Consider the following 26,324-nt stretch of genomic DNA (forward strand, 5'->3'; position numbering starts at 1 on the left):
AACCGGACAACCGATGAGCTGATTCGACCTCCCCCAGGCATTCGCCCGTCGTCACCGCACTGTCACATTCATCTGCTGTGCTGGGCCGCATTCCACTTCTGGCAAAGGATTCCGGCCATGTTCTGCGTGCTCGGCCCGCATCGTTTCAAACTCGCCCTGCTGCTCTTGGCCGCCAACCTCGGGTTGATCCTGCACCTGGCCTGTGGCGAGCTCAAACCCGTCGCACAATGGGTCTGGCTGGACATCCTGGGCGAAGGCGGCTCGGCGCTGCTGGCACTGGTCTGGCTGGGCCTGGTGCTCAAGAGCCGGCCGGCCGGACGAGTGACCAACTACCTGATCCTGGGCCTGGGCTGCATCTTCTTTTCCTGGTGGATCGACAGCCTCGACGAGTTCATCCATCTGCCCGACAGCATCACCTGGGATCATTGGCTGGAATCCGGCCCGATGCCGGTGGGCATGATCCTGCTGACCCTCGGCATCTACCACTGGCACCGCGAGCAACTGGCAATCAATGGCCAGATGGAAAAGCGCGAACGACTGTTCCGCGAGCACCGCTTGTTCGACAAGCTCACGCCCCTGGGCGGCGCGGACTTCCTCAAGCACGAATTGTCCGCCTGCCTGGAAGACAGCCGGCGCCGCCAGCAACCGCTGTCGCTGCTGGCCCTGGACCTGGACAACTTCACCGCCATCAACCAGCGTTTCGGCCACGGCGAGGGCGATGCAGTGCTCCAGGCCGTCAGCCAGTTGGTGGTGCTGAACCTGCGCCGCCAGGACCTGCTGTGCCGGCTGGCTGGCGATCGTTTCGTGGTGCTGTTGCCCGACACCGGCGAAAGCCAGGCCCGGCGCCTGGCCGCAGAGTTGCAGGACGCGGTGCGCAGCCTGGCTCACAAGACCCGGCAACACGGCGAACGCCTGCAACTGCTGGCCAGTGCGGCGGTGGTGATGGCGTTCGACGAATCCCCCGAGGCCCTGCTCAAACGTCTCAACCTGGCGCTGGCCCAATCCCGGCCCAGCCTGGCGAAAAGCGCCTGAGGCTGCGCCATGACCATCAAGACCTGCTGGTACGAGACCGACTGCCGCTTCATTCCGGGGCACTATCAGCCTGCCGCGCTGATCGACCTGGCGCTGTCGCGGGACATCGACAGCCATCGCCTGCTGCGCGGCACCGGGTTGTTCCATGACGATATCCTGGCCGGCCGCAGCCGCATCAGCCCGCAGCAGTTTCTTGGCCTGATCGAGAACAGTCGGCGCCTGCTGGATGCCAGCGACAGCAGTTTCCTCTTAGGCCAGCGGCTGTTACCTGGGCACTATGGGCCGGCCAGCCATGCCTTGCGCCATGCGCCGAACCTGCACCAGGCCCTGCAGACCCTGATCGAGCAACAGGCGCTGCTCAGTCCGCTGGCCGCACCACGCCTGCTGCTGGATGAGCATTACGCCTACGTCCACTGGCTGGACAGCTGCGGCGCCCATGACCAGTGGCGCTTCGTGCTGGAAGCGAGCATGACCTCGATGATCGCGATGAGCACCTGGCTGAGCGGCGAACGCCTGCCGTGGCAATGCAGCTTTCGCCACAGCGAGCCGCGTTATGTGGAGCAATACTGGGTACATCTGGGGGAACAGACACAGTTCGACCGGCCCCTGGACCTGATGCGCCTGCCCCGCCACTGCCTGGCCCAGCCCTGGCCCGACGCTTCGGCCACCGCCGGCCAGGTGGCACGGATCGAAGCCCGGGAACAGCTCGATCACCTGGGCTTCACCGCCAGTTTCCTCGACTGCGTCTACGAGTACCTGCGTGCCCATGTGCGCCAGACCCCGAGCCTGGAGCAGACCGCCCAAGCGTTTGCCATGAGCCCGGCCACCCTCAAGCGCAAGTTGCACAAGCACCACACCGGGTTTCAGCAACAGGTGGACCGGGTGCATACCCATGTGGCCTTGTACCTGTATCAGGTCAAGGGCTTCAGCAATGAAGAGGTGGCGCAGTACCTGAGCTTCAATGACACCGCGAACTTCCGGCGCTCGTTCAAGCGCTGGACCGGCAGCACGCCCAACCTGATTCGCCAACTGCTGATGCTGGGCTGACACCTATTGGTTGCCAAGGTCGGAGCGACCTGTGGCAAGGAGCTTCATCCCCTTGCCACAGAGGTGATGCCGGACGGTGCCGGCAATGATTGTGCGAGCCTCAGTGCCCGCGGATGTAGTGTTCCAACTGCCGGATCAGATCGGCCTGTTCGACGATGGCCTCTTTCACCAGGTCGCCGATGGACAACAGCCCGATCAACTGCCCATTGTCCAGCACCGGCAGGTGCCGCAGATGGCTGTCGGTCATGACCTCCATGCAGCGATCGATGCTTTGCTGGCTATCGGCGGTGATCACCGGCGCACTCATGATCGTGCGCACCGGCGTGCCTACCGAGGAGCGTCCCTGCAGCACCATCTTGCGTGCATAGTCCCGTTCGCTGAACACGCCCACCACCTGGCCGTCTTCGATCACCGGCAGCGCACCGACATTTTTCTCGGCCATGATCCGCAGCGCCTCAAGCACCGTCTGCTCCGGCGCGATGCTATGGACCTGCTGGTTCTGCACGCTCTTGAGTCTTACCAGTTGAGCTGCGGTTTTCATTGCTTCCCCCCGACCTGCGGCTTGGTACGTTCGCTTAAGGGCCCTTGTGGCGAGGGAGCAGGCGCCCTCGCCACAAGAGCGGATCAGTGCTCGCCAATCTCCACCACGTCGCCGTTGAGTCGCACCGGCCATACCCGCAGGCGTTGTTCCGGGTACTCCAGGCAATGGCCGTCCTCCAGACGGAAATGCTGCTTGTACATGGGCGATGCGATCACCAGTTCACCCTTGATACTGCCCAGCAAGCCGCGACCGATGACGTTCGCGCCGGACTTGGGGTCGCGGTTGTCGATGGCGTAGAGCGGCCGGTCCACCTGCTCCGGCAAGTACAGCAGCGCCACCTGGCTGCCGTCGTGCCAGGCGACCACGCCGGAATTGGGCACCAGGTCCTGGCGACTGCACAGGGGCCGCCACTGCACCGGGGTCTGGGCGACGGGAATACGGACGACATTTGACTGGCTCATCAGAGCACCTCCTCGGTGACGGGAATCAGGTGAAGTTCGCCGGCATGAACCGGCCGGCGCTGGCCGCGTTCCCTGACGAAATGGACATCCGGGTCGCCGCGGCCATCGTTGACGAAGGTACGGAAACGCTTGAGCTTTTCCGGGTCTTTCAGGGCATTGGCCCACTCGCATTCGTAGCGGTCGACCACCAGTTGCATCTGGGCTTCGAGCTCGGTGCCCAGGCCCAGGCTGTCATGGATGATCACGTCCTTGAGGTAGTCCAGGCCGCCCTCCAGGCTTTCGCGCCAGACCGATGTGCGCTGCAGCTTGTCGGCGGTGCGGATGTAGAACATCAGGAAGCGGTCGATGTAGCGGATCAGGGCTTCGTCGTCCAGGTCGGTGGCGAACAGCTCCGCATGCCGTGGACGCATACCCCCATTACCGGCCACGTAGAGGTTCCAGCCCTTCTCGGTGGCGATCACGCCGACGTCCTTGCTCTGGGCCTCGGCGCACTCGCGGGTGCAACCGGATACGGCGAACTTGAGCTTGTGAGGCGAACGCAGGCCCTTGTAGCGATCTTCGATAGTCAGGGCCATCTGCACGCTGTCCTGCACACCGTAGCGGCACCAGGTGCTGCCGACGCAGGATTTCACCGTACGGGTGGATTTGCCGTAGGCATGCCCGGTTTCGAAGCCGGCCTCGATCAGCTCGGCCCAGATGTCCGGCAGCTGGTGCAACTGGGCGCCGAACAGGTCGATGCGCTGGCCACCGGTGATCTTGGTGTAAAGGTCATATTTCTTGGCGACCACGCCGATGGCGATCAGCTTGTCAGCGGTGATCTCGCCACCGGCGATCCGGGGCACCACCGAATAGGTACCGTTCTTCTGCATGTTCGCCATGAAGGTGTCGTTGGTGTCCTGCAACGGCACCAGTGACGGGTCCATGATCGGCTGGTTCCAGCAGGAGGCCAGGATCGAGCCAACCGCCGGCTTGCAGAGGTCGCAGCCGGTGTGCCCGCGACCGTGCTTGGCCAGCAGCTCCTCGAAACTGATGATGCCTTCCACCCGCACCAGCGCGTACAGCTCCTGCCGGGTGTAGGCGAAATGTTCGCACAGGCTCTTGTCGACGCTGACGCCACGGGCGACCAGCTCGTGTTCGAACACCTGCTTGACCAACGCGGCACAGCCGCCGCAACCGGTGCCGGCCTTGGTGTCGCACTTCAGTTGTCCGAGATCGGTGCAACCGCTGTCGATGGCCGAGCAGATCGACCCCTTGGTGACGTTGTGGCACGAGCAGATCGTGGCGGTTTCGGGCAACGCCGCCGGGCCCAGTGTCGGAGCGCCGGCAGACGACGGCAGGATCAGGCTGGCGGCATCCTTGGGCAGCGCGATGCCGTTCTGCATGTATTGCAACAGCGTGTCGTAGTAACTGTTGTCACCCACCAGCACCGCGCCGATCACTCGCTTGCCGGCGGCGTCCACCACCAGTCGCCGATAGCTGGCGCTGGTTTCGTCGATGAACTGGAAGCTGCGCGAGCCTGGGGTGTTGCCATGGGCATCACCGATGGAACCGACGTCCACGCCAAGCAGTTTCAGCTTGGTGGACATGTCGGCACCGGTGAACGGCTCGGCATTTTCACCGCACAGTCGTGCCGCGACACTGCGGGCCATCTGGTAACCCGGAGCGACCAGGCCGAAGATGCTGCCGTTCCAGGCGGCGCATTCGCCGATGGCGTAGATGTCCGGATCGCAGGTCATGCACTGGTCATCGATGACCACGCCACCGCGTGGGCCGATGGGCAATCCGCTCTGGCGCGCCAGGGCGTCCTGGGCACGGATACCGGCGGAGAACACGATGAAATCGGTTTCCAGGAAATCATCGTCACCGAAATTCATCCGGTAGCGATACTGCTCACCGGCGGTAATGGACTGGGTTCCCTTGGACAGGTGCACACCGACACCCAGCATCTCGATACGGGCCTTGAGCGCCAGGCCGCCCCGCTCGTCCAGTTGCACCGGCATCAACCGTGGCGCGAACTCCACCACATGGGCTTCCAGGCCGAGGGTCTTGAGGGCATTGGCCGCTTCCAGGCCCAACAGGCCGCCACCGACCACCACGCCGCGACGGGCATTGCCGGCAGCGGCGCGAATGGCATCGAGGTCCTCGAGGGTGCGATAGACCAGGCAGGCATCGCCTTGGGCACCCTGGATCGGTGGCACGAACGGGTAGGACCCGGTGGCGAGTACCAACTTGTCGTAGCTGATGCGATCCCCGGCAATCACCACCTGGCGCGCCTGGCGATCGATCTCCTGGACAGGTACGCCCAGGTGCAGGGTGACGCCTGGCGTCTGGTACAGCGACGCTTCGCCGAGGGCCAGGGACTCGGCATCACGACCTGAAAAATACTCGGACAGGTGCACACGGTCATAGGCACGCATCGGCTCTTCGCTGAACACGTGCACGCGGTAATGGTTGAGGGCACCGCGCTCGATCAGTTGCTCGACGCAGTGATGGCCGACCATGCCATTGCCGATCACGATCAGCGTTTGCAGCTTGTTCAGGGAAGCGACGTTGGAATTCATATAAAGCACCCGACAAAAGCCCATCACGGTTTTTGAAAGCAAAAAAAAAAGACGCCTGAAACCTTGCGGTTCCAGGCGTCTTTGCCTGTTCTGTGCGGTATCGGCCCGGCGACTGCGCCTCGACCTACCGTTATTTCCCCGACCTGCTGGCGTTCGATCTTCGTTGACCGACGGGGCTGCCCACTCGATTGCATTCGCGGTGGGCCTGGTCACCCTCTTGCAGCGAGCGTGCCAAACCTTGCGTGCAACGCCTCGGTCATGCCCAGAGTGCCCAGCCGCCCCTTGTGGAATCGGGTCCTGCAGCGAACCTGTCGCCTTGGTGAGCCATGGCCAGGACCTGCGCCGCCACCGCCGACGCCTGCCTTCCCATGGTGCGAATCCTCACCTGCGGCTTCATAAAAGTGCAGCTATCCCTGCCTGGGCAAAAAATGCTGAACCATCGCCAACTCGGATTTTCACAATAGACAGGAGCCGGCCACGGCACTGCCCAGACCCAGCGCAGCCGCCAGGCCAGGTTACTGTCCAACCCGAAAGAGGAGATCAACGATGAAAGTCAATGAAATCATGAGTCGGGAAATTCGCACGGTTTCACCCGATACGCCGCTGCGCGAGATCGCACTGATCATGCGCCAGGCCGACATCGGCGCGCTGATCATCAACCAGGACGACCGCATGGCCGGGATGATCACCGACCGCGACCTGGTGATTCGCGCCATGGCCGACGGCATGGACCTGAACACCCCGGTCAGCCGGATCATGAGCGACGAGGTGCGCTACTGCTTCGAAGACGAAGAAGTCGACCATGTCGCCAAGAACATGGCCCAGCTGGAAAAACGTCGCCTGCCGGTGGTAAACCGCGACAAGCGGCTGGTGGGCATGGTGTCGCTGGCCAACGTCGCCAGCTGCAACGCCGACAAGCTCAGTGCCAACCTGCTGCGGGGCGTGGCGCGGCCTCACTGATGCTACCGCACCGGCCATCGGGCAGAGATCATTGAATTGGAAGAAACGCAATGGATGAGCCAAACCCGCCGGTGGTGGTGATCTGCGGCGGCAGCGCCGGTGTCGGTCGCGCGACGGCCCACCGGTTCGCCGCCGCCGGTTATCGGGTCGGCCTGCTGGCCCGGGGCGCCCAAGCCCTGGCCGACACCGAAGATGAACTGCAGCAGCGCGGCACGCGGACCCTGGGCATCGGCGTCGACGTGGCCGACGCCGCGGCCGTGCTCGAAGCGGCGCGACGCATCGAGCACGAGCTGGGCCCGGTGCAGGTCTGGATCAACTGCGCCATGACCACGGTGTTTTCCCCTGTCCGCCAACTCAGCGCCGAGGAAATCCAGCGGGTGACGTCGGTGACCTACCTGGGCACCGTCCACGGCACGATGGCGGCACTGGCGCTCATGGAGCCGCGTGATCGCGGGGTGATCATCCAGGTCGGCTCGGCACTGGCCTACCGCGCCATTCCGTTGCAGGCGGCGTATTGCGGGGCCAAGTTCGCCGTCCGCGGGTTTACCGACTCACTGCGCTGCGAACTGCTTCATGCCCGCAGCGGTATCCGCGTCTGCATGGTCCAGCTGCCCGCCATCAATACCCCACAGTTCGATTGGGCACGCAATAAACTCGACAAGCGCCCGCAACCGGTTCCGCCCATCCACGATCCGGACGTCGCCGCCCGGGCGATCCTCAGCGTGGTACGACGCACGCCCAGGGAACTGTGGTTGGGCGCGGCGTCGGTGAAGGCCATTGTCGGTACTTGCCTGATGCCCGGCCTGCTCGACCGCCTGCTTGCCCGCAGGGCCTGCACCGGCCAGATGACCCGGGAAGACGACGACGGGCAACGGCCGGACAATCTGTTCGAGTCGCAGCAATCGCTGCACCGGATCCAGGGCCGGTTCAGCGGGCAATCACGGGCAGACGCACTGGCCTTGAGCTCCACCCAAGTGTCCGCATTGCTACTGGTGGTCTGCGGTCTCCTGGCGGTCACCCTGCTGCTGTTCTGAGCCTGCGTAGCGAAACCAGCGATAACCATAGCCACAAAGACTCATGCTGGCACCCTCGGGCGCGGGATATGGGCTGTCTGAAACGATTTCCTCGAAGCCCTCCAGGTCCGTCTGCAAACGTACCTCGACAGTCTCTGGGCCGAGATTGGCCAGCATCACCGAAGTGGCCTGGCCGACATGGGCAATGGCGAACACGGCGCGATGGTCTGCCGTCAACAACTGCGCCTCGCCGTTCCCCACTTCCGACAGCCCTGAGCGAGCCCATAGCAGGCGACGTGTGCGAGCCAGCAGCGACTCGGGGTCGTCCTGCTGCCGTGCGACGTTCAGGTGCGTATAGGCGAACGGCCCGTGTTCGATCAAAGGAGCAGCCAAATGATGGGCCGAGGAAAATCCCGCGTTGGCTTCGGCGTTCCATTGCATGGGAGTGCGCACCGAAAGCCGCTCGGGGCGCGACAAGTCATCGCCCATGCCGATCTCCTCGCCATAGCGCACGATTGGCGTACCGGGAAGCGACAACAATAGCGACTGGGCCAGTGCCTGGCGGCGCACGTCACCTTCGAGCATGGGGGCCAGGCGCCGGCGAATCCCGCGCCCATACAGGCGCATGTCCGGCTCCGGCGCGAAGGCCTGCATCACTTCCTCACGTTCCTCTTCGCTCAGACGCTCCAGGTCCAGCTCGTCGTGATTGCGCAACCACACCGCATAATGGGCGCCGTCCGGCGGGGCGGGGCGGCGGGCAATGGCGCGTTGCAACGGTTGCGCCTCGCCCCGGGCCAGCGCCAGGAAAATATGGTTGTTGACCCAGAAATCCAGCACCAGCCCCAGACGATCCCCCGCTCCGAAGTAGTGGCTGTAACGTTCTGGCTCGACATCCACCTCCCCCATCAAGATCCCTTCGGGGTTGATACGGATCATGCATCTGTAAAGCCTTTCGAGCAGCCAGACCCCCTGCTCCTCGTCACCGCCGCCGGCCTGTTCCACCAGGTGCGAAGCGGCATCCAGGCGAAAACCGGCGATCCCCAGCTCCAGCCAGTGGACCATGATCCGTTCGATGTCCTCGACAACTCGCGGGTTGGCAAGGTTGAGGTCCGGCTCATGCCGATAGAACAGGTGGCGATAATACTGTCCGGCCTCTTCGTCCCACTGCCAGATGCTGTCCTCCACCGAGGGAAAGATCGGCTGGTTGCCATCGTCCACGGGGGTATCGGACCACAGGTAATAATCGCGATAGACACTGTTTCTATCGCGCCGCGCCCGCTGGAACCAGGGATGCTGGTCGCAAGTGTGCTGCACCACCAACTCGAGGATCACCCGTATGCCGCGCTCCCCGGCCTTGACAATCAACTGGCGCAAGTCCTCTTCGCTGCCGAAACGAGGGTCCAGCGCCAGGAAGTCGCTGACATCGTAGCCTGCATCCTTGAATGGCGAGCGGTACAGCGGCATCAGCCAGAGCGCGCCTACCCCCAGTGCCTGCAGATAATCGAGCTGGCGGATGATGCCCTTGAGGTCGCCCCGGCCATCACCGTTGCTGTCGTAGAACAAGGAAGGATCGATCTGGTAGATCAAGGTGTTGCGGTGCCAATTGGCTTTCATTGCAGACTCCTCAACGGCACAGGATCAGCGCCTGCTCAGGGTTCAATCGACCGCTGAACGGCTGGCCTTCGCCCTGCCCGTCGCTGGCGATTTCCACTCGCCAGGGGGTGGCCAGGGGAAAGGCGTGTTCACTGTCGGCGAAATTGATGCACACCAACCTTTCGTCAGCCTCGTGATGGCGCCGGTAGGCCAGGACCTGTGGATGCGACGGCAGCTCTTCCCAGTCCCCCAGGCACAAGGCCGTGCTGCGCCTGCGACAAGCCAGGAGCCGTCGGTACAGCGCCAGGGTGGAATCGGCGGCGCTCTCCTGGGCCTGTACTGAAAGAACGTCGGCATCCGCGGCAAAGGGCAGCCAAGGCGTCGGTCCCCAGCCATGGGGTGCCTGGACGGTCCATGGCAATGGCGCCCGGCTGCCGTCCCTCCCGCCAGGGTCGACGCGCGTCCGGGCGGTAACGACGGTATCCTCCAGGCCCAGTTCCTCGCCCTGGTAGATGAAGGGCGTGCCGCGCAAGGTCAACAACATCACGGCGGCCGCACGGGCACGGCGCAGGGAGCCACCATAGCGGCTGCGATGACGGCTGTTGTCGTGATTGGACAGCACCCAGGTCGGCCAAGCCTGCAACGGTCCGAGGTCGGCTTCCACCTCGCGTATGCACATGCGCAACACCACCGGATCCCAGGGGGCGTCCAAAGGCGGAAAATTGAAGGACATGTGCAATTCGTCGCTGGCGCCGTAATAGGCAGCCACCCGGGCGGTGGAGCGAATGTTCACCTCACCGATCAGGACGCGGTCTCCGGGGTAGCTGTCCACCAGCCGGCGCAGGCCGCGCAGCACCTCATGGCTGTATGGCTGGTCGTTGATCTTGACCATGGGTTCGCCGGCCAGGCAGCGCGGGTCGTCGGCGAAACTCTGGTCCTTGCCCACGCAATGCACGACGTCGACGCGAAAGCCGTCCACCCCGCGCGCCAGCCAGAAATGCAGCACCTGGTGCATGGCCGCCACCACTTGGGGGTGGTGCCAATTGAGATCGGGCTGCTGGGGCAGGAAGAAGTGCAGGTAGTACTGCTGACTGGTTTCATCCCAGGTCCAGGCGCTGCCACCCTCTATGGAGGCGCGCCAGTTGTTGGGCTGGTCGCGCCAGATATACCAGTCGCGCCTGGGATTATCACGACTGGCCCGGGACTCGATGAACCACGGATGCTGGTCGGAGGTGTGATTGGGCACGAAATCCAGGAGCACTTTCAGGCCGCGCTCATGGGCCTGGGCGATCAACTCGTCCAGGTCGGCCAGGCTGCCGAACAACGGATCGACATCGGTGTAGTCGCATATATCGTAGCCGGCATCGCACATGGGTGAAGGATAGATCGGCGACAACCACAGGGCGTCGACCCCGAGGCGTTGCAAGTGATCCAGGCGCGTTATCAGTCCGGCAAGGTCCCCTACGCCATCGCCGTTGGCATCGGCAAACGAGCGAGGATAGACCTGATAGACCACAGCGCTCTTCCACCAGGGCGAATGGAAGGAGTTGGGCATGTCGCCTCCTTTTATCGCGATGTCGGGAGCGCAAGACCGCAGCCCGCCTGGCGTCCCCCGTGTCACAGACTGTATTGCAGGCCTTGGTTAAGAACCGGGAAACGAACCGAGGGTTCATTTTTTGATGGGCAGGCCGGGTTGCGACGGGGCAAGCCATCCGGACAATCCCCGTGGAACGCGGCGGCTCCGGATGGTGATCCGCTGAGCGGCGGGTCAGCTTGCGGGCGCGTCAAGGGTCCGCGTGACCATCGCGACGATGTTCACGAAAAGCTCCTCCTTGGCCTGCGCCGCGCTGAGCTCACCGCCGGCCGCCGCGTTGGACAACGCCTCCGCGGCCCCGAGCATGGCCCGCAGGGCCGCCTGGCCGATGCCCCGGGGGCCGGCGTACGGCGCCAGGACATCACGGCATTTCTCCAGGAAAACCGCCTCGTACTCGCGCTTGATGCGCTCCAGCTCAGGCGAACTTTCCAACGCCGCCACCACCCCGGGAGTCTCCCGACCCTGTTGCTGTACGCAGTCGACATAGGCAGAAGCGATCACCGCCGCCCGGCCCTGCAGGGTGGGTTCGCTCGCCTCCAGGGCCGTCTCCATGAGGGCGCTCTGGCGCGCGTCGTAATCCTGGTAAAGCGCGGCCAGGAGCCCTGGCCGGGTGACGAAGTGGTCGTACACGATGGGCTTGGTCACGCCGGCCTGTTCCGCGAGTCGCGCCAGGGTCAGCGCTTCGCTGCCCTCCTCGCGCACGAGCCGCCAGGCGACATCCAATAACTGCCGTTGCCGGTCCTCCCGGGAAAGACGGCGACGGGGAGGAACGGAAGATGAGGGTTGTTCAAGGCTTGACATGCTTACTTTACCAACCGTAACTTACCAAAGGTAACTTAACCGAAGCATAACGCGTTCCCGTCCTTACCGCAGCAGGAGATTGACCATGCATGCACTCATTGTCGTTGCCCACCATGATCCCCACTCCCTGACCCATGGCCTGGCGGCGAAGATCGCCGAAGGCATCACCCTCGCCCATGACACCGATACGTTCGAGATCGCCGACCTGGCCGCCGAAGGCTTCGATCCACGCTTCGGTTTCGCCGACCATGCGGTCCATCATCGCGAAGCCTTGCCCCCGCGGACGTGCTGGCCGAACAGGCCAGGATCGACCGGGCCGATGCGCTGGTATTGGTGTACCCCATCTACTGGTGGTCGATGCCGGCATTGCTCAAGGGCTGGATAGACCGGGTATTCTCCAATGGCTGGGCGTTCGACTTCAGCCTCGACAAACCCTTTGTCAAGAAACTGCAGCGCCTGAAGGTGCATCTGGTGGCGGTCGGTGGTGCCGATGCCGACTCGTTCCGGCGTCACGGCTATGACGAGGCCATGACCGTCCAGATCGACCACGGCATCTTCGACTACTGCGGTGCGCGGGTGATCAGTTCCCAGCGCTTGCTCGAATCGGAAACCCTGGATCCGGCGGCGCACCTGGAGGCTGCCCAGGCCCTCGGCCAGCGCCTGTTCGCCCGGTCAGGGGAAACCGCACGGGAACAGGCCGACGCCGAATGTGCCTGATCACGGGCCGGGATCAGAGCGTGCGACTGCCGGCGGCGGACAGGGCGGCATCGCGCTTGTAGATATCCGGAATGTACACCGGCTGCCCCTGGCTGTCCGCCTGCACGGTCCAGTAACCCATCAGGATCGGCACGGGCTTGGCCAGCCTGAACTCATGGGTCTGTTCGCTGGCCAGCAGCGTCTCGGTGCGGGCGCGTTCGGGGGGGCTGAGCAACCAGTCGCGCAGGCGCATCACCTGTTCGATGCGCACGCAGCCCGAACTGAACGCCCGCGGGCCTTTGCTGAACAGCGCCTGGCTGGGGGTGTCATGCAGGTAGACGGAAAACGGATTGGGAAAACGGATCGCCATCTTGCCCAACGGGTTCCTCGGCCCGGGGTCCTGGCGCAGCATCAGATCGCCAGGATGGTCCCAGTCGATATCGGCCGCCGCCAATGGCAGGCCGTCCCGGTCGATCACCCTCAGGTTCTGCCGCCCCAGGAATTCCGGATCGCGACGGATCTCGGGCAGTTTGTCTTCCCGCAGTATCGTCGGGGGAATGGTCCAGGTGGGGTTGAGCGTCAGGCGCGTGACCCGGGATTTGAGCAACGGCGTTTCCCGCCCCGCGCGACCGACCTGGGTCCGGGTCTGCCATACCGGCACGCCGCCCTGGTAAACCGTCAACTGGGCTGCGGCCACGTTGACCAGCACGCTGTCCGGCTCCAGGTCCTGGGCCATCCAGCGCATGCGCTCCAGATTGATGCGCAACTGTTCGCGGCGCATGGCCGGGCTGATATTCAACTCGGTGACGGTCCACGGTCCGACCACGCCGTCGGCCTGTAGCGAATGCTGCAGCTGGAAACTTTTCATCGCCGCCACCAGCTCGGGGCTGTAATGCTCGTCGACATCCGGCGGCAACGCGCTCAGGTAACCTTCGTTGAACAGCCGCTGGGCCAGCGCCGGGACGCGGGCGTCGCGTTTGTCCGGCTGCAACAGAGCGCCGCCGGGCACCGGTTGCCAGTCGGCCAGGGGTTGCTGCCGTTGCAAGGCGTAGGCCTGACGCAAGTTGCGATACAGCGCCAGGCTCGGCCGGGCTTGTTCGAACGCGCCGGCCAGGTCGTGCAGGCCGACCACGGCAATGTTCAGCAGGACCGCCTGACGGTCCAGAGGCTGCGGGTCGGCTTTCCATACCGGCTCCAGGCGGTCCTGGGGCAGATAACCGAAACGCAGATCCCGCAGCGCTTGCAGGTAGCGCTGGCTGATGGCGATGTCAGCGCAGGCATCGTTCGAGGAGGCTTCGGCAGGCAGGCTGTAACGAGACGGGTCCAGGCCGTCGTCGGCCAGTTGCTGAAGCTGCGTTCCCAGCGCCGCGCGTCGTTCGTCGCTCGACCAGACTGCCTGGCCTGCGTTTTGCTCATAGAACGCCTGCAGGTTCATGATCGTCGGAAAGTCGACAGCCGCCGCCAGAGCCGGGCAAGTGACCGATAATTGCGCCAGCGTGGTGTGTACAGGGGCCGGATCGCCGAACGAAACATCACCGGCCGTCGCGACCAATGGCGAAGCGAGGCATAGGAAGCTCAAGTAACATGCGGACTTTTTGAACAACTGCTTAACTCCAATCCATGGCCGTCTCGATGACGGTGACTTTTGCGACAGGTAAGACCCGCCATCATGATACAAACCAACAAATACGGACGGGATGCCGCGAATAAATACCTGCGTGGACATTTTTCGTCGGCGCTGACCTTCACTCGTCGATTCTGTCTGCTCGTGACCGGCCTGGGCGTCCTGTGCAGCCCGGCGCTGGCGGAGAAGGCAAAGGCTCAAACCCTTTACAACAGCCTCGCCCACGCAGCGCCGGAACTCAATCCCCAGGCGCTCAAAAGTGCCTTGAGCGCCATGCAATGCGCGGTCGCCAATGGTGCGCGCCAGGCCCGCCACCTGGCTGTGATCGATTATTCCCAACCCTCCACGGCCCGGCGGCTGTGGATCTTCGACCTGCGTCAGAAGAAGCTGGTGTTGCGCGACCTGGTGGCCCACGGGCAGAAATCCGGGGAAAACTTCGCCACTCAGTTTTCCAATCGCCTGGGCAGCTACCAGTCCAGCCTCGGACTGTTTCGTACCCAGGAAAGCTACCAGGGCGCCCACGGCTATTCGTTGCGCATGGACGGCCTGGAACCTGGCTTCAACGACCTGGCCCGGGACCGTGCCATCGTGATCCATGCCGCCGACTACGTGAACCCGCTGTGGAGCGCGCGCCAGGGCCGTATCGGGCGCAGCCAGGGCTGTCCCGCCGTACGTCCCCAGGTGGCGCGGCAGGTGATCGATCGACTCAAGGGTGGGCAGTTCATGTTTTCCTGGTATCCGGATCCGGGCTGGCTGAAGCGTTCGGCGTATCTGAACTGCCAGCCGCAACAGGTTGCCAGCATCCTGGCCAGCAGTGGCGGCTGACCCGCACAGGCTTGCTCGGGCCAGGGTTGCAGTCGAACGGCCGGTGGTTAAAATGCCGGCCTTTCGAATCCCTGGCGTTGTCCGATGAACCCTGAAGCCCTTCACACCCTTCAAACGCATTTGCTGACGGCCCTGGCCTCCCTGCCCGACGAAACCCGGCGCCTGTTCCATGGCCGCGGACGCTGCTGGCCGGGGCTGGAACAGGTCACGGTCGACTGGCTGCAAGGGGTGGTGCTGGTTTCGTTGTTCAAGGAGCCCGAGCCGACGCAACTGGACGATCTGATGTCCATGTTGCTCGCCCTCGCTGCCTCGTCCACCTGGCAGCACAGCACCGCCCATACCCTGGCGGTCCAGCACCGCTATCTGCCCCAGAGCCTGACCCAATGGCTGGTGGGGGAACCGGTGGATGAGTGGACGCTGACCGAAGGTGGCCTGCGCTACCGCATCGACCTGGGCAAGAAGCAGAACAACGGCTTGTTCCTGGACATGCGCTATGGTCGCGACTGGGTTCGCGCCCATGCCAGCGGCAAACGCGTGCTGAACCTGTTCGCCTACACCTGTGGTTTCTCGGTGGCGGCCATCGCCGGCGGTGCCCGGCAGGTGGTGAACCTGGATATGTCGCGGGCGGCACTGAGTCGCGGACGCGACAATCATCGCCTGAACGGCCATGACCTGGGCCAGGTCAGTTTCCTGGGCCACGACCTGTTCAAATCCTGGGGCAAGGTCATCAACAGCGGCCCCTATGACCTGGTCATCATCGACCCACCGACCTTCCAGAAAGGCAGCTTCCTGTTGACCAAGGACTACCAGCGCGTCCTGCGGCGGCTGCCGGAGCTGCTGGCACCCCACGGCACGGTGCTGGCGTGCAGCAACGATCCGGCCACCGGCCCGGACTTCCTCATCGAAGGGGTCACCCGGGAAGCGCCAGGCCTGGCGTTCGTGCAGCGCCTGGACAACCCACCGGAGTTTCCCGACGCCGATATGGCCTGCGGCCTCAAGGCCCTGGTGTTCCAGGCCCCCTGAGGACAATTGCCCACTGGCGCCGCCCCGCAAAGCCGTTGCGGCGAAGGGGCTCGCCCCCCTTTCGCCACAGGATCGATCAGACGCTCGCCGTGGGCGGCGATGGCGGTCGCAATGGCCACCAGGGATCGACCAGATCAGTGGTCAGGCGGCGTGCCAATACTTCGATCTCCCGGCTCTTGACCGAACGATAGATCGCCATGGTCCTGCGCAACTGGTCCTCGGTGAGCATCACCGGCTCGCCAGCCGCCCAGTTCACATCCGCGACGCCTTCGAGCGCGACGCGTCGCCAGACCGTGCCGTTGGCTTGGGGCATCTCTTCGAGAGCGCTGGGCAGGCCAGCTTCCGGCCGGGCTAGATTATCCAGCAGTACCCGAGGCCAATGGGACGGGTCCACCGGCTCGCTGAAAGCATCCACCAGGTCCTCCTCCACCCGGTCCCATATGGCCAACCCTTCTGACCATTCGTGAGACATCAACCCCAGGTAGGGACGCCAGGTCATCTCTCCTACCCGAGGTGCCTGGTCGTTGCTGTTGAAGGTGTCCTGGGCGTCGCTGAGCCAATCGATGAACCCTTCCCGGGTGATGGCTGCGTAACGCTGGGCATCGTCCGGATAACGGCCCCTCAATACCTGGTTCCAATAGCTGTAGTGATCACTCACGAACCTGGCGAAAGGCACGCCCTGGTGTTCGAGGCGAGCCCGCTGGATCGATTCGAACGACAGGAAGTGCAGCTCCAGTTCGGCGACATCCGGTTGTTGCCTGTCCAGAATCCGCGCTTGCAGGCGGGTACGCAACTGCCCCAGTTGCAGATCGAAGTCCGGCAGCCGGGCGGCCAGATCGGCATAGAGCGCTGGTGAGCCGATATAGAACTGCAGGATGGCCGCCGCCCGCTGGCGATCGCCCAGCGACAGCCCATCGGGCGCATCGGCATCGGCATCGCGGATGGCTCCGGAGAACCAATCGATGAACCGGCGCCCTCCAGCATCGTCCCGGGCGGCTTCCAATGAGCGCTGAAGGTCGGGAAAGATATTCAGCCAGTCATCGGCGGTATAACGGAAAGCTTCGGCGTCCAAGGCACGCAGGGCCTGGATCTGCGCGCTGGGCAATGGATTGTCTTCCAGCCACAGACCGAGGGTGTTTTCCCTCGGCATGTTCGCAAGGGTCGGGATCAGGTCATCCTGGATGTTGGTGATACGGTTGCCTTTCAAGTCGACGAAAATCGGGTCGGCCGAGGGCCTCGAGAGTACGGCGAGCGCCAGGGGTGGCACCCGATCGAGCCCGGCATTGGACAGTTCCAGCTCGGTCAGGGACGCGAGTTCCGGCAGGTCTGGCAGTTCGCGGCAGTTGTTGCCACTCAAGCGCAGGTCTTGCAGGCCGTTGGCGGTACGCAGGAACGCGCTGCCCTCTTCATCCAGGCGCAGGCCACAACGCACCAGGTCCAGCCCTCGCAAACCGGGTAACGCGGTGATGGCCCGCAGTTCTTCGAGGGTGAAGCTCAGGTTGTCCGACCATACCAGCTCACGCAGCGCGGGCAACTCGGCCAGGCGGCCGATGGCTGCGACCAGGTTGGCGCTGGCCATGGCATCTCCTGCGCTGCCTATCTGCGACAGGTGCAGCTCCCGCAGGCTGACTGCACGCCCTTCGCCCAAAAGCGGGGCAAAGACATTGGCGTCCATGACCAGGGGATTGGCCCCTAACGAAAGCTCCATCAAGGACGAGAACTCGCCCACGGCCACGGGGACCGCGGTGAGTTGATTGCCGTGCAGGCGCAAGGTATCGAGATTGGGGAACAACCGCAGGAAATCCGAAGGGTCCTCATTCAGGTTCATATGGGCCAGGGTCAGTTCCTCGATATGTTCGAAACGGACGCTGATGGGAGGAAGCCGGCCGATGTCCCACCCGGACAGGCGCAATATCAGCTCGCTGTCTTCCCTGCCCGGCTCGGGCTCACGCCGCCACGCCCGCCGGATTTCATTCGCCACGCCGCGGCGCGAAAAGAGCACGTCTGCCCGCTGGTACTGGCTTTCGGCAGGATGATGGATGCCCTCGAAGCCCTCCCATTGCTGCAATCCCGTGTCCAGCGTGACCCACTCGGTGCCTAGCCGGATGACCAGGTCGTCCAGGCTGATGCCTTCGCGTTCGGCCTGTTCGGTCAGGCTCCACTGGAGTCTTTCGAGGGCCTCGCCTGCGTAAAAGGGAAACAGTTGCTCCAGACGCGCCGCCAGGCTGGCGCGCCAGCGCAGCAATGGCAAACGCCCACGGCCGCTGAGGGGATATCCCAGCCCCCCGTTCATCCATTGCGGCCGATAGGCGCCGCTGTCGAGGTGCTTGAGCGCCAGATAGGGGCGCAGGCCCTGGCGATCTTCAAGGGCAAGGTCCAGCAGTTTCCTGCGAAGCCGTGCCGCCTCCCAGATATTCAAGCCCAGCGCCGTTCGAGCCCCGTCCGGCATTGCCCTGAGCAATGCTTGCTCCAGGCTCGAGGCTCCGGCCAGCTCGGCCCCCTCCTCATCGAAAGGCCAGTATTGTCCGTTTTCCTGACGGATCACTTTCAGAGGCCCATCGCTGCCCATCACAAGCGGCTGTGCCAGTTCCCCGGACGCCAGGCTCAGGTGAAGCTTGCCCTGCAACTCAGGCATGTCGCCCAGCAGCCCCATGACGATCCGGTCCCGGTCAGCACCGCTTTCACCGCGCTCCAGGTCGCGCAGGGCCTGGGTCAGGCGCAGTTCGCTCTGGGCCTGCGCACACTGCTTGCCAAGGCTTCCCGTCACCCGCCCCTCCCGCAGTCGCATCCGCTCCTGGCCATGGGATTGACGCGCAAGTTCGTTGGCCATGGCGCGCGAAAGTCTTGCAAAGGCCCGCCCCACCGGGGCTGCCAATGGATCAAGCTCAGGGGTCGGGACCATGGCCGTACTTATCCGCCCGGCATGGCGCTCCAGATGATCGGCCCAGCGTTCAGCCAATAGGTCGCTGAGCTCGGCCGGCCGCGGGCCGATGGAGCTTTGTCCCAGCAACCTGTCCCGCTCCTCCACACTCAGGCCAACCAGGATGCACTCGGCCCAGGCGTCCTGCTCCAGGTCCAGGTTGTTCAAATCCAGTAGACGCGTCGCGCTCGCTTCGCCCGCGATGTGAACGCCCATGCCGTCGCGATAGCGCAGCGCCAGTTTTCCCGGCCAACCTGGCAAGTCCACCAGCGTGTGGACGATCTGGTAAGGCAGGTTATTCCCTGGCGCCTCGCCGCGACGCAAACGTGCGATGGCATGCTGCACCCACTGCCAGTTTCGGGCCTCGTTCAGGGCCTCGGCAAGCAGGGCCGGCATCGGCTGCCCACCCATTTGCAGATAACGCAGGTGATCCTCGCTGATGCCAGCCTGCCGCTGTACGGTCAGGATCGTATCGTCGTCCAGTTCACCCGGGGTTTCGGCAAAGTTTCGCAGCAATTGGAGATTGCCCCGCTGCAACGGATTGCGGTGCGCCCATTGCCAGCCGCGACTACGGCTCCATTCCAGAAGTGGCGTCACGCCCCGATGGTCGGCAGGCAGACGCAGGTGCAGGGCATCGCCGGTGCCCTGCACTTCGTAATAGTGGCCGTCGACCTGTACCCAGGCTTCGTCTTCGTTACGCCAGACACCCCAGGCGTCCTGCTCGGCCTCCACGGGCGGCAAGCGCCGCGCCCGATATGGCGTGACATCGCCATTCCACAGCCGCGTGCTGCCATCACGCACCGGCATGGGTTCCACCGCGCCGCCGACGAACCCCAGGTAAGCGCCCTGGGCGACTCCGAACAGCACATTGAAAATGTGTTCGATCCCCTCCTGGGCGTGCCCTTCGTTGAAAGCCTGGATACCCTCGAATACCTCATAGATCAGGCGGACCCCGCCGACCGCCGCCGCAGCCATCCCCACCGGGGCACAGAACGGGATGAAGCTCGCCGCGAGCATCAGCGAGCGCTCGGCCAGGCTTTCCCAGTATTCAAGCCGGGCCATCCAAGCCTGCCAGTCCTGGTCGCGGGTCGGCACCATCAGGGCCGAAGCGTTGCCCAGGGTGTGGGCCCGCCATTCGTGGTAACGGCCATGCCAGTGGTCTTCTCGCAGATGACCGACGTTCCAGGCCACGCGGGGCGCAGGCACCCGAATGCGACGCGTGTCCCGGTCCTCCCCAGGCTCGCCGTCGCGCCAGCCGACGATACGGGCATGGATCTCCTCGAAGAGGTTGGGGTTGTCCTTGATTTCCCACTCCACCTGATCATGCAGGGTTGCGCCAATACTGGCCTGCAACCGCACCGGGAAGTACCGCATCAGGCCCTGGCGGTAGCTGCGCTTGCGGACCCGTTCGGTCAGTTCTCTGGCCATGGCGTGGATGCTGGGAAATTGCTTGAGGGGCGCGACCTCATCGTGGGGCAAGTGCAAGACCACCGGCCGATTGCCCTTGGCGTCCCTTTCCAGGCCCCAATACACCCGGGCACCGAACAGTGGCGCGGACAGCACCTCCAACGCCTTGACCTCACAGGCCAGGGCGACGACGGTGTCCTCCAGCCGTACACCGGCATGGGTCAGCAGGCGCTCGCCGGTTTCATCGAGGCGACCATCCAGCTTCGCCTCATAGGCGTCGTAGGCAAGCAGGCTGCGGGCATAGGCGATGTACGCCTGGGCGACCGCTGGAATGCCGGTGCCGATGCGTGGCAGCCACTGTTCCAGCAAGCGCTGGTAGGCGCCCCCCACATCCACCCGTCGGCACAGGCTCGCGAAGCTGGCCGGCGTGATGGGCAACGCCGTGGTGTCCGACGCAATGCCGTCGCGGGAGAACTCGCCGCGCCGCCCCTGGATATACAGACGGCCGTGCTTGTCGAACTCGCTGCCCGGGCGGGCGTCCGCCGGCGGATAGTTGCGCATGGCTGCCTCGACCACCGACAGCGCCGGATCGGTCACGTAGGGGCCGCGCCTGACCCGTGCCCGACGTACCGCATCCGAAGCATGCCGGCTGCCATTGACCGGGCGCCACGCCCGCACCTCCGGCTGGGCCTGGAGCAAGTGGCGCGCGAAAATCTCGGGGGGCGGCAGGTCGATCAGTAGCGCATTGAGCGCATCGCTGTCGCGCTGCAGTTGCCGGACCAGCACCTTGAAGCGTTCCTGCCGGGGCCGCGAAGCGTTTTTCAGCCAGGCGGGCAGCCTGGCCTGGATAAACTCGACATGAGTATCGAGGGTAGACATGGTGGACCTCCATCCTTGGGGGCGATTGGGATATCGACATGCAACGAACCCAGGATCCTCGCGAAAATGATCGGGTATTGAAACCGTTCAACCGTTGCAAGGGGTTGCGGGTCCGTGTCCATCGTCACACCAGCAAGGTCAGCCAGGCCGACGCCAGCAACAACAGCGCCATGACCCGGTTGAACCGTCCCATCGCCACAGCGGAGCGGCAGAATCTCGCGGCCCCGCGGCCCAGGAATGCCCAGACGGTCATGCATGGGATCGAGATCGCGAAGAACGCCAGGGACAACCACAGCACCCGGGTCGTGCGATCGATCTCGGCGCCAGCAAACACGCTGACCACCGCCAGGGCCATCATCCAGGTCTTCGGGTTGACCAACTGCAAGGCAGCCGCCCCGGCCAGGCCAAGCCGAGGCCCTTCCACCGGGCGGTCGGGGTCGATGGCCTGGGCCGGCGCGCTGAAAATCTGCCAGGCCATCCAGCTCAACCAGGCGATGCCGGCCCAGGACAGCAGTGCCTGGAGGGTGGCATGGCGCGCCAGCACGTCCCCCAGGCCGGTGCCCACCAGCAGCACCAGCAGCGCCGCTGCGGCGCAGGCACCCAGGATGATGGGCGCGGTGTTGGAAAGGCCGAAGCGCGAGCTATGGCTCAACACCAGGATATTGGTGGGGCCCGGGGTGATGGAGGCAACGAAGGCGAACAGGGCAAACGGCAGCAACTGGTCCATGGGACAACGTCTCGGTGAATGATCGTGAGTCGATCATCCCCAAGGGCGCGATGTTCAGTCTGGAACGTTTGAGCAGCGCTTGCGGTAGTCCGCCGGGCTCATGCGATAGGCCCGCTGGAACCAGCGGCCCAGGTGGCTCTGGTCGGCAAACCCCAGCGAAGCCGCCACCGCCACGGCACTGTCGCCACGGGCCAGCAGGCGCCGGGCACGGGCCAGCCGCAGTTGAATCAGATAGGCGTGCGGCGCCAGGCCGAATGCCGCCTTGAAGGCACGGGTCAGGCGAAAACGATCCACGCCAGTGACCCGCGCCAGGTCATCCAGGCCGATGTCTTCACTCAAGTGGGCGTGCAGGTAGTCGCGGGCCTGCTGCGCCACCAGCGGCAACCGTGGATCGGGGTTGATCCGTGCCCGCCAATGCAGATGTCCGGTGAGTTCGGCCAGCAGGGTGTCGAGGGCGGTCTGGCGAACGATGCGGATTTCCTGCTGGTGCAGGCTCTGGAAGGCCATGGCGGTGGCATGGGCCAGTCGGGTGTCCTCGGCCAGCGTGGTGGCGAACCCCAGCTGCGCGTTGTCTGGCGCCACGTCGAACAACGAACGCAATTCACGCTCCAGCCAATGGGGCTCCAGGTACAGGGTGCGATAGGTGAAACCGTCGATGTGGGGTGCATTGCCGTCGTGCAGCTCCCCCGGTTCGAGGAGGAACACCTTGCCCGGCGTGCTGTTGTGCTGCTGGCGACGGCAATGAAACTGCTGCACGCCCTGCTCGGTCACCCCCACCAGGTAGGTGTCATGCCAGTGGGGATCGTACGCATGCCCCTCGAAATGCGCGCGCACGGTCTCGATACCGGACGTGACGTCCTGCTTGAGATCGATCCAGTTGCGCGAGGTCATGGGCTGGCCCTGTCGTGTGTATTGGCCCGGAACAGGTTAAACGCCACGGGCGACGGCGTCTGGAAGATTTGTGCAGCGATCAGGCATCCGGGGCAAGCGCCGGCAGCACCGTTTCCACCGCCAGGCGCGCCAGCTCGGCGTCCTGCTCGGCCTTGACCCCGGACACGCCAATGGCGCCGATGCACTGTCCGTCATGGCGGATGGTCACCCCGCCTTCGAGCATCCCCTGCAGATGCGGTGCGCTGAGAAAAGCCTGGCGACCGCCATTGATCATGTCTTCGTAGAACTTGCTGTCACGCCGGCCCATGGCGGCGGTGCGGGCTTTTTCGGTGGCGATGTAGGCCGACAACGCCGAAGCCTCGTCCAGGCGCAACAGCCCCAGGGGGTGGCCGCCGTCATCCACTACGCAAACCGACACTGCCCACTGGCGCTGGTGAGCCAGCTCCTTGGCGGCAACCAGCAACTGCGCAACGTCTTGCTCGGTCAGTACAGCTTTGATCTTCATGAAACACTCCGATGGCAACGCAAGGGTCCGCATCAAAGTATGTCCTGTGAGGACATTGGAGCCAACCCATTGCCGCCCACAGGTTCGATTCAGGATCCCTCCCCGCTAATGGATCCATTGATCAGAAAATTATCGCCACTCACTCAATAATCATTTGACAGAAAAACTAGTTAAGAGAGTTAATGGATCCACAACATAACAAAATCAGCCTGGAGATCCATCATGTACCCCAAGAATGCCTGGTACGTTGCGTGCACCCCCGATGAAATCGCCGACAAACCACTGGGTCGTCAGATCTGTGGCGAGAAAATGGTTTTTTACCGAGGACAGGCAGGCAAGGTCGCCGCCGTCGAAGACTTCTGCCCACACCGCGGCGCCCCGCTCTCCCTGGGCTACGTGGAGAATGGCAACCTGGTGTGCGGCTACCACGGGCTGATGATGGGAGGCGATGGCAGGACCGTCGAGATGCCCGGCCAGCGAGTACGTGGCTTCCCCTGCAGCAAGACTTTCGCAGTGCAGGAGCGCTACGGGTTCATCTGGGTCTGGCCCGGTGACCAGGCGCTGGCCGACCCGGCATCGATACACCCACTGGAATGGGCGCAGAACGCTGAATGGGCCTATGGCGGCGGCCTGTTCCACATCCAGTGCGACTATCGCCTGATGATCGACAACCTCATGGACCTGACCCACGAAACCTACGTGCACGCATCCAGCATCGGTCAGAAGGAGATCGATGAAGCGCCCCCGGTCACCACGGTCGAGGGCGATGAGGTCATCACCGCCCGGCATATGGAGAACATCATGGCCCCGCCGTTCTGGCGCATGGCCCTGCGCGGCAACAACCTGGCCGACGACGTGCCGGTGGACCGCTGGCAGATCTGCCGCTTCACGCCCCCCAGCCACGTCATGATCGAAGTCGGCGTCGCCCATGCCGGTCACGGCGGTTACCACGCGGCGCCCCAGTTCAAGGCGTCCAGCATCGTCGTGGATTTCATCACACCGGAAACCGAGACCTCCATCTGGTATTTCTGGGGCATGGCCCGGCATTTCCAGCCGCAGGACGAGGCGCTGACGGCGAGCATTCGCGAAGGCCAGGGCAAGATCTTCAGCGAAGACCTGGAAATGCTCGAACGCCAGCAACGCAACCTGCTGGACCACCCGCAACGCAACCTGCTCAAGCTCAATATCGACGCTGGCGGCGTACAGTCGCGCCGGGTGTTGGAGCGCTGGATCGCCCGAGAGCGTGAGGCCCGGACCGGACTGATCGCCAGCACTGCCCAACCCCAGCTCGCGGAGGGCCGGTCATGATCGAAGTCCTGGTCGCCGCACGGCGCGAAGAAGCCCTGGACATCTGCAGCTATGAGCTCAGGCGTGTCGATGGCCAGCCACTGCCGGCGTTCACTGCCGGTGCCCATATCGATGTGCACTTGCCCGACGGCCTCGTTCGCCAATACTCGCTGTGCAATCATCCCGAGGAGCGGCACCGCTACCTCATCGGCGTGCTCAAGGACCCGGCGTCACGCGGCGGCTCCCGCGGCCTGCACGAGCAGGTTCAGCCGGGTACGCGGTTGACCATCAGCGAACCACGCAACCTGTTCCCCCTCGCGAGCCAAGCCCGCCGTCATCTGCTGTTTGCCGGCGGCATCGGCATTACACCGATCCTGTGCATGGCCGAACACCTTGCCCAGGACGGTGCGGACTTCCAACTGCACTATTGCGCCCGGTCCCTGGATCGGGCGGCCTTTGTCGAGCGTCTGCGGCGATCGGCGTATGCCGATCGGGTGTTCCTGCACTTCGACGAAGCGCCCGAAACGGCGCTGCAGGCCGCCCAGGTGCTGGCGATGCCCGACGATGATCTGCACCTTTATGTGTGTGGCCCCGGCGGCTTCATGCAACATGTGCTGGACACGGCAAAAGCCCAGGGTTGGCAGGAACCCTGCCTGCACCGAGAATACTTTGCCGCGACGCCTGTCGATACCGGCGATGACGGCAGCTTTGCGGTGAAGCTGGCCAGCAGCGGCCAGGTGTTCGACATTCCGGCGGACCGCAGTGTGGTTCAAGTGCTGGAAAGCCATGGCATCGAGATTCCGATCTCCTGCGAACAGGGCGTCTGCGGCACCTGCCTGACCCGTGTGCTGGAAGGCGTGCCGGAACACCGGGACATGTTCCTGACCGAGGCGGAGCAAGCCTGCAACGATCAGTTCACCCCCTGCTGCTCCCGCTCGAAGACTTCCTTGCTGGTGCTGGATCTCTGACCTGCCGGACAACCCCGCGCCCCTGTGGAAGCGAGCCTGCTCGCAATGGCGTCCCATCAGTCGACGAGGCGGCTGGATGCGCCGCCTCGGTCGGCTTGTCGCCCGGTGCAAGACCCCAGGGGCTGCTTTATTCAGGACGCAGTATCACCGTCATCCGCTCATCCGCCGAGGACGAGCCGAACACTTCGGCGTAACGCAAGGTGGCATTGGCATGTTCGCGCATGATGGCCTCGGCCCGGGCCCCCTGGCCATGGATCAAGGCGTCGAACACCGAATGGTGCTGCATGTGGGCATAGTTGAAGCGCCGATACTCGCCAGCCATGTCCTGTCGGTCTACCGCCAGGGCGGTGACTGAGGCGAACGGCAAGTGGTCGTTGCGCGCCAGCGCATGGGCAATCGCCGGGTTGTGACTGCCTTCGACGATAACCCGGTGAAAGCGCATGTTGAGATCGTGATAGACCTCCAGGTCCTCCTCGGTCACATAGCCCTTGGCGAACAACGCGTCGCCTTGGGCCAGGCATTGCTCCAGGGTGGCACGGTCCTCGTCACTCAACCCCCGCTCGGCCGTCTGCCGCGCGGCCAGTCCCTCCAGCACACCACGCACTTCCACGGCCCCGGCAATGTCCTGGGCGCTGACCGAGCGCACCTGGAAGCCCCGCCCGCCAAAACGCACCAGCAGCCCTTCCTGCTCCAGGGTCCGGAACGCCATGCGCACCGGCATTCGCGAGACACCGAACAGTTGCGCAGTAGGGATCTCCATCAACCGTTCACCGGCCGCCAACTCGCCAGAAGCGATCATCTTGCGCAACGCAATCAGCACCGTTTGGCCGGGCTTACTCATCCAGGGACTTCCAGGCAATCAGACAGCCGCCATAGTAGAAGGCCCGGGACAGTGTGTCACGGCGGGACTGAACTGGATCGGAAAAACACCTGGACCGAAGGCCCATTGAAGATCCCTCTACAGGGACA

At 64.1% G+C, this 26,324-nt stretch carries 21 protein-coding genes and 1 pseudogene; 9 read left to right on the top strand and 13 right to left on the bottom strand.

The features are described 5' to 3' along the window. The first annotated feature begins 117 nt into the window (after positions 1-117). Together BW992_RS21000 and BW992_RS21005 are read left to right on the top strand one after the other, a co-directional pair. The gene (locus BW992_RS21000) at positions 118-1,032 is read left to right on the top strand and encodes a GGDEF domain-containing protein (protein ID WP_072391576.1); all 915 of its coding nucleotides are present in this window, start codon (positions 118-120) and stop codon (positions 1,030-1,032) included. 9 nt (positions 1,033-1,041) lie between these two features. Then, positions 1,042-2,079: an AraC family transcriptional regulator gene (locus tag BW992_RS21005; protein WP_076407042.1), complete on the top strand. Its 1,038-nt coding sequence runs from the start codon at positions 1,042-1,044 to the stop codon at positions 2,077-2,079. A gap of 100 nt (positions 2,080-2,179) precedes the next feature. Here the strand turns inward: BW992_RS21005 and BW992_RS21010 are convergent, their stop codons facing one another. The 3 genes from BW992_RS21010 to nirB all read right to left on the bottom strand — a co-directional run bounded on the left by BW992_RS21010 (position 2,180) and on the right by nirB (position 5,642). Then, a complete protein-coding gene (locus BW992_RS21010) occupies positions 2,180-2,620 on the bottom strand; it encodes a CBS domain-containing protein (RefSeq protein WP_072391571.1) in 441 nt (146 codons plus the stop codon). 83 nt (positions 2,621-2,703) lie between these two features. Next, entirely contained in the window at positions 2,704-3,081 is a 378-nt protein-coding gene (gene nirD, locus BW992_RS21015) for a nitrite reductase small subunit NirD (RefSeq protein WP_076407043.1), read from the bottom strand. After that, entirely contained in the window at positions 3,081-5,642 is a 2,562-nt protein-coding gene (nirB, locus tag BW992_RS21020; RefSeq protein ID WP_072431010.1) for a nitrite reductase large subunit NirB, read from the bottom strand. Before nirB ends, nirD begins: the two co-directional genes overlap by 1 nt. Before the next feature lie 546 nt (positions 5,643-6,188). Here nirB and BW992_RS21025 point away from each other — a divergent pair. Then, a complete protein-coding gene (locus BW992_RS21025) occupies positions 6,189-6,602 on the top strand; it encodes a CBS domain-containing protein (protein WP_053156782.1) in 414 nt (137 codons plus the stop codon). Positions 6,603-6,652: 50 nt separating this feature from the next. Continuing rightward, positions 6,653-7,636 carry an SDR family oxidoreductase gene (locus BW992_RS21030; RefSeq protein WP_072391561.1) on the top strand — a complete coding sequence of 328 codons (984 nt, stop codon included), beginning with the start codon at positions 6,653-6,655 and terminating at the stop codon, positions 7,634-7,636. On the opposite strand, the gene BW992_RS21035 is transcribed toward BW992_RS21030, so the two are convergent. The 4 genes from BW992_RS21035 to BW992_RS27270 form a co-directional block, all read right to left on the bottom strand. After that, a complete protein-coding gene (locus tag BW992_RS21035) occupies positions 7,589-9,229 on the bottom strand; it encodes an alpha-amylase family protein (RefSeq protein WP_072431011.1) in 1,641 nt (546 codons plus the stop codon). The two genes, BW992_RS21030 and BW992_RS21035, sit on opposite strands and share 48 nt — an antisense overlap. 10 nt (positions 9,230-9,239) lie before the next feature. Further along, positions 9,240-10,763, bottom strand: coding sequence for an alpha-amylase family glycosyl hydrolase (locus tag BW992_RS21040; protein WP_072431012.1), 1,524 nt, complete (start codon positions 10,761-10,763; stop codon positions 9,240-9,242). 213 nt (positions 10,764-10,976) lie between these two features. Beyond that, positions 10,977-11,603 (bottom strand): TetR/AcrR family transcriptional regulator, encoded by a 627-nt coding sequence (locus BW992_RS21045; RefSeq protein ID WP_076407044.1) that lies wholly within the window; start codon positions 11,601-11,603, stop codon positions 10,977-10,979. A gap of 7 nt (positions 11,604-11,610) precedes the next feature. Then, positions 11,611-11,862 (bottom strand): hypothetical protein, encoded by a 252-nt coding sequence (locus BW992_RS27270; protein WP_231991152.1) that lies wholly within the window; start codon positions 11,860-11,862, stop codon positions 11,611-11,613. On the opposite strand from BW992_RS27270, the pseudogene BW992_RS21050 reads away from it, so the two are divergent. Next, a pseudogene (locus BW992_RS21050) lies at positions 11,743-12,320 on the top strand (NAD(P)H-dependent oxidoreductase). The gene BW992_RS27270 and the pseudogene BW992_RS21050 sit on opposite strands and share 120 nt — an antisense overlap. 13 nt (positions 12,321-12,333) lie before the next feature. Here BW992_RS21050 and BW992_RS21055 read toward each other — a convergent pair. Then, positions 12,334-13,902, bottom strand: coding sequence for a L,D-transpeptidase family protein (locus tag BW992_RS21055; protein WP_072431014.1), 1,569 nt, complete (start codon positions 13,900-13,902; stop codon positions 12,334-12,336). Between the two features lie 165 nt (positions 13,903-14,067). Between BW992_RS21055 and BW992_RS21060 the strand changes: the two genes are divergently transcribed. After that, on the top strand, positions 14,068-14,748 hold the full coding sequence (locus BW992_RS21060; protein WP_103894508.1) for a murein L,D-transpeptidase catalytic domain family protein: 681 nt from the start codon (positions 14,068-14,070) through the stop codon (positions 14,746-14,748). A gap of 84 nt (positions 14,749-14,832) precedes the next feature. Continuing rightward, positions 14,833-15,771 carry a class I SAM-dependent methyltransferase gene (locus BW992_RS21065; RefSeq protein WP_072391542.1) on the top strand — a complete coding sequence of 313 codons (939 nt, stop codon included), beginning with the start codon at positions 14,833-14,835 and terminating at the stop codon, positions 15,769-15,771. Between the two features lie 76 nt (positions 15,772-15,847). Here BW992_RS21065 and BW992_RS21070 read toward each other — a convergent pair whose 3' ends face one another. The 4 genes from BW992_RS21070 to BW992_RS21085 all read right to left on the bottom strand — a co-directional run bounded on the left by BW992_RS21070 (position 15,848) and on the right by BW992_RS21085 (position 23,100). Continuing rightward, the gene (locus BW992_RS21070; protein ID WP_076407045.1) at positions 15,848-20,977 is read right to left on the bottom strand and encodes a leucine-rich repeat domain-containing protein; all 5,130 of its coding nucleotides are present in this window, start codon (positions 20,975-20,977) and stop codon (positions 15,848-15,850) included. A gap of 124 nt (positions 20,978-21,101) precedes the next feature. Then, positions 21,102-21,704 carry a LysE family translocator gene (locus BW992_RS21075; protein WP_072391535.1) on the bottom strand — a complete coding sequence of 201 codons (603 nt, stop codon included), beginning with the start codon at positions 21,702-21,704 and terminating at the stop codon, positions 21,102-21,104. Positions 21,705-21,758: 54 nt separating this feature from the next. Continuing rightward, positions 21,759-22,595 carry an AraC family transcriptional regulator gene (locus BW992_RS21080; RefSeq protein ID WP_072391532.1) on the bottom strand — a complete coding sequence of 279 codons (837 nt, stop codon included), beginning with the start codon at positions 22,593-22,595 and terminating at the stop codon, positions 21,759-21,761. A 79-nt stretch (positions 22,596-22,674) separates the two neighbouring features. Continuing rightward, positions 22,675-23,100: a GlcG/HbpS family heme-binding protein gene (locus BW992_RS21085; RefSeq protein ID WP_072391529.1), complete on the bottom strand. Its 426-nt coding sequence runs from the start codon at positions 23,098-23,100 to the stop codon at positions 22,675-22,677. A gap of 222 nt (positions 23,101-23,322) precedes the next feature. On the opposite strand from BW992_RS21085, the gene BW992_RS21090 reads away from it, so the two are divergent. Further along, positions 23,323-24,408, top strand: a complete 1,086-nt coding sequence (locus BW992_RS21090; RefSeq protein ID WP_076407046.1) for an aromatic ring-hydroxylating dioxygenase subunit alpha — start codon at positions 23,323-23,325, stop codon at positions 24,406-24,408. Continuing rightward, positions 24,405-25,355 carry a PDR/VanB family oxidoreductase gene (locus tag BW992_RS21095; RefSeq protein ID WP_076407047.1) on the top strand — a complete coding sequence of 317 codons (951 nt, stop codon included), beginning with the start codon at positions 24,405-24,407 and terminating at the stop codon, positions 25,353-25,355. The genes BW992_RS21090 and BW992_RS21095 overlap by 4 nt, the downstream gene beginning before the upstream one ends. A 127-nt stretch (positions 25,356-25,482) precedes the next feature. On the opposite strand, the gene BW992_RS21100 is transcribed toward BW992_RS21095, so the two are convergent. Continuing rightward, positions 25,483-26,196 (bottom strand): GntR family transcriptional regulator, encoded by a 714-nt coding sequence (locus BW992_RS21100; protein WP_076407048.1) that lies wholly within the window; start codon positions 26,194-26,196, stop codon positions 25,483-25,485. Positions 26,197-26,324: the final 128 nt, after the last annotated feature.

The organism is Pseudomonas sp. 7SR1, from assembly GCF_900156465.1.
Classification (GTDB): domain Bacteria; phylum Pseudomonadota; class Gammaproteobacteria; order Pseudomonadales; family Pseudomonadaceae; genus Aquipseudomonas.

What these genes read in the sequence shown, in the direction of transcription:
- BW992_RS21000 (WP_072391576.1), top strand. Translation starts at nt 118, where the DNA reads ATGTTCTGCGTGCTCGGCCCGCATCGTTTCAAACTCGCCCTGCTGCTC.
- BW992_RS21005 (WP_076407042.1), top strand. Translation starts at nt 1,042, where the DNA reads ATGACCATCAAGACCTGCTGGTACGAGACCGACTGCCGCTTCATTCCG.
- BW992_RS21010 (WP_072391571.1), bottom strand. Translation starts at nt 2,620, where the DNA reads ATGAAAACCGCAGCTCAACTGGTAAGACTCAAGAGCGTGCAGAACCAG.
- nirD (WP_076407043.1), bottom strand. Translation starts at nt 3,081, where the DNA reads ATGAGCCAGTCAAATGTCGTCCGTATTCCCGTCGCCCAGACCCCGGTG.
- nirB (WP_072431010.1), bottom strand. Translation starts at nt 5,642, where the DNA reads ATGAATTCCAACGTCGCTTCCCTGAACAAGCTGCAAACGCTGATCGTG.
- BW992_RS21025 (WP_053156782.1), top strand. Translation starts at nt 6,189, where the DNA reads ATGAAAGTCAATGAAATCATGAGTCGGGAAATTCGCACGGTTTCACCC.
- BW992_RS21030 (WP_072391561.1), top strand. Translation starts at nt 6,653, where the DNA reads ATGGATGAGCCAAACCCGCCGGTGGTGGTGATCTGCGGCGGCAGCGCC.
- BW992_RS21035 (WP_072431011.1), bottom strand. Translation starts at nt 9,229, where the DNA reads ATGAAAGCCAATTGGCACCGCAACACCTTGATCTACCAGATCGATCCT.
- BW992_RS21040 (WP_072431012.1), bottom strand. Translation starts at nt 10,763, where the DNA reads ATGCCCAACTCCTTCCATTCGCCCTGGTGGAAGAGCGCTGTGGTCTAT.
- BW992_RS21045 (WP_076407044.1), bottom strand. Translation starts at nt 11,603, where the DNA reads ATGTCAAGCCTTGAACAACCCTCATCTTCCGTTCCTCCCCGTCGCCGT.
- BW992_RS27270 (WP_231991152.1), bottom strand. Translation starts at nt 11,862, where the DNA reads ATGGACCGCATGGTCGGCGAAACCGAAGCGTGGATCGAAGCCTTCGGC.
- BW992_RS21065 (WP_072391542.1), top strand. Translation starts at nt 14,833, where the DNA reads ATGAACCCTGAAGCCCTTCACACCCTTCAAACGCATTTGCTGACGGCC.
- BW992_RS21070 (WP_076407045.1), bottom strand. Translation starts at nt 20,977, where the DNA reads ATGTCTACCCTCGATACTCATGTCGAGTTTATCCAGGCCAGGCTGCCC.
- BW992_RS21075 (WP_072391535.1), bottom strand. Translation starts at nt 21,704, where the DNA reads ATGGACCAGTTGCTGCCGTTTGCCCTGTTCGCCTTCGTTGCCTCCATC.
- BW992_RS21080 (WP_072391532.1), bottom strand. Translation starts at nt 22,595, where the DNA reads ATGACCTCGCGCAACTGGATCGATCTCAAGCAGGACGTCACGTCCGGT.
- BW992_RS21085 (WP_072391529.1), bottom strand. Translation starts at nt 23,100, where the DNA reads ATGAAGATCAAAGCTGTACTGACCGAGCAAGACGTTGCGCAGTTGCTG.
- BW992_RS21090 (WP_076407046.1), top strand. Translation starts at nt 23,323, where the DNA reads ATGTACCCCAAGAATGCCTGGTACGTTGCGTGCACCCCCGATGAAATC.
- BW992_RS21095 (WP_076407047.1), top strand. Translation starts at nt 24,405, where the DNA reads ATGATCGAAGTCCTGGTCGCCGCACGGCGCGAAGAAGCCCTGGACATC.
- BW992_RS21100 (WP_076407048.1), bottom strand. Translation starts at nt 26,196, where the DNA reads ATGAGTAAGCCCGGCCAAACGGTGCTGATTGCGTTGCGCAAGATGATC.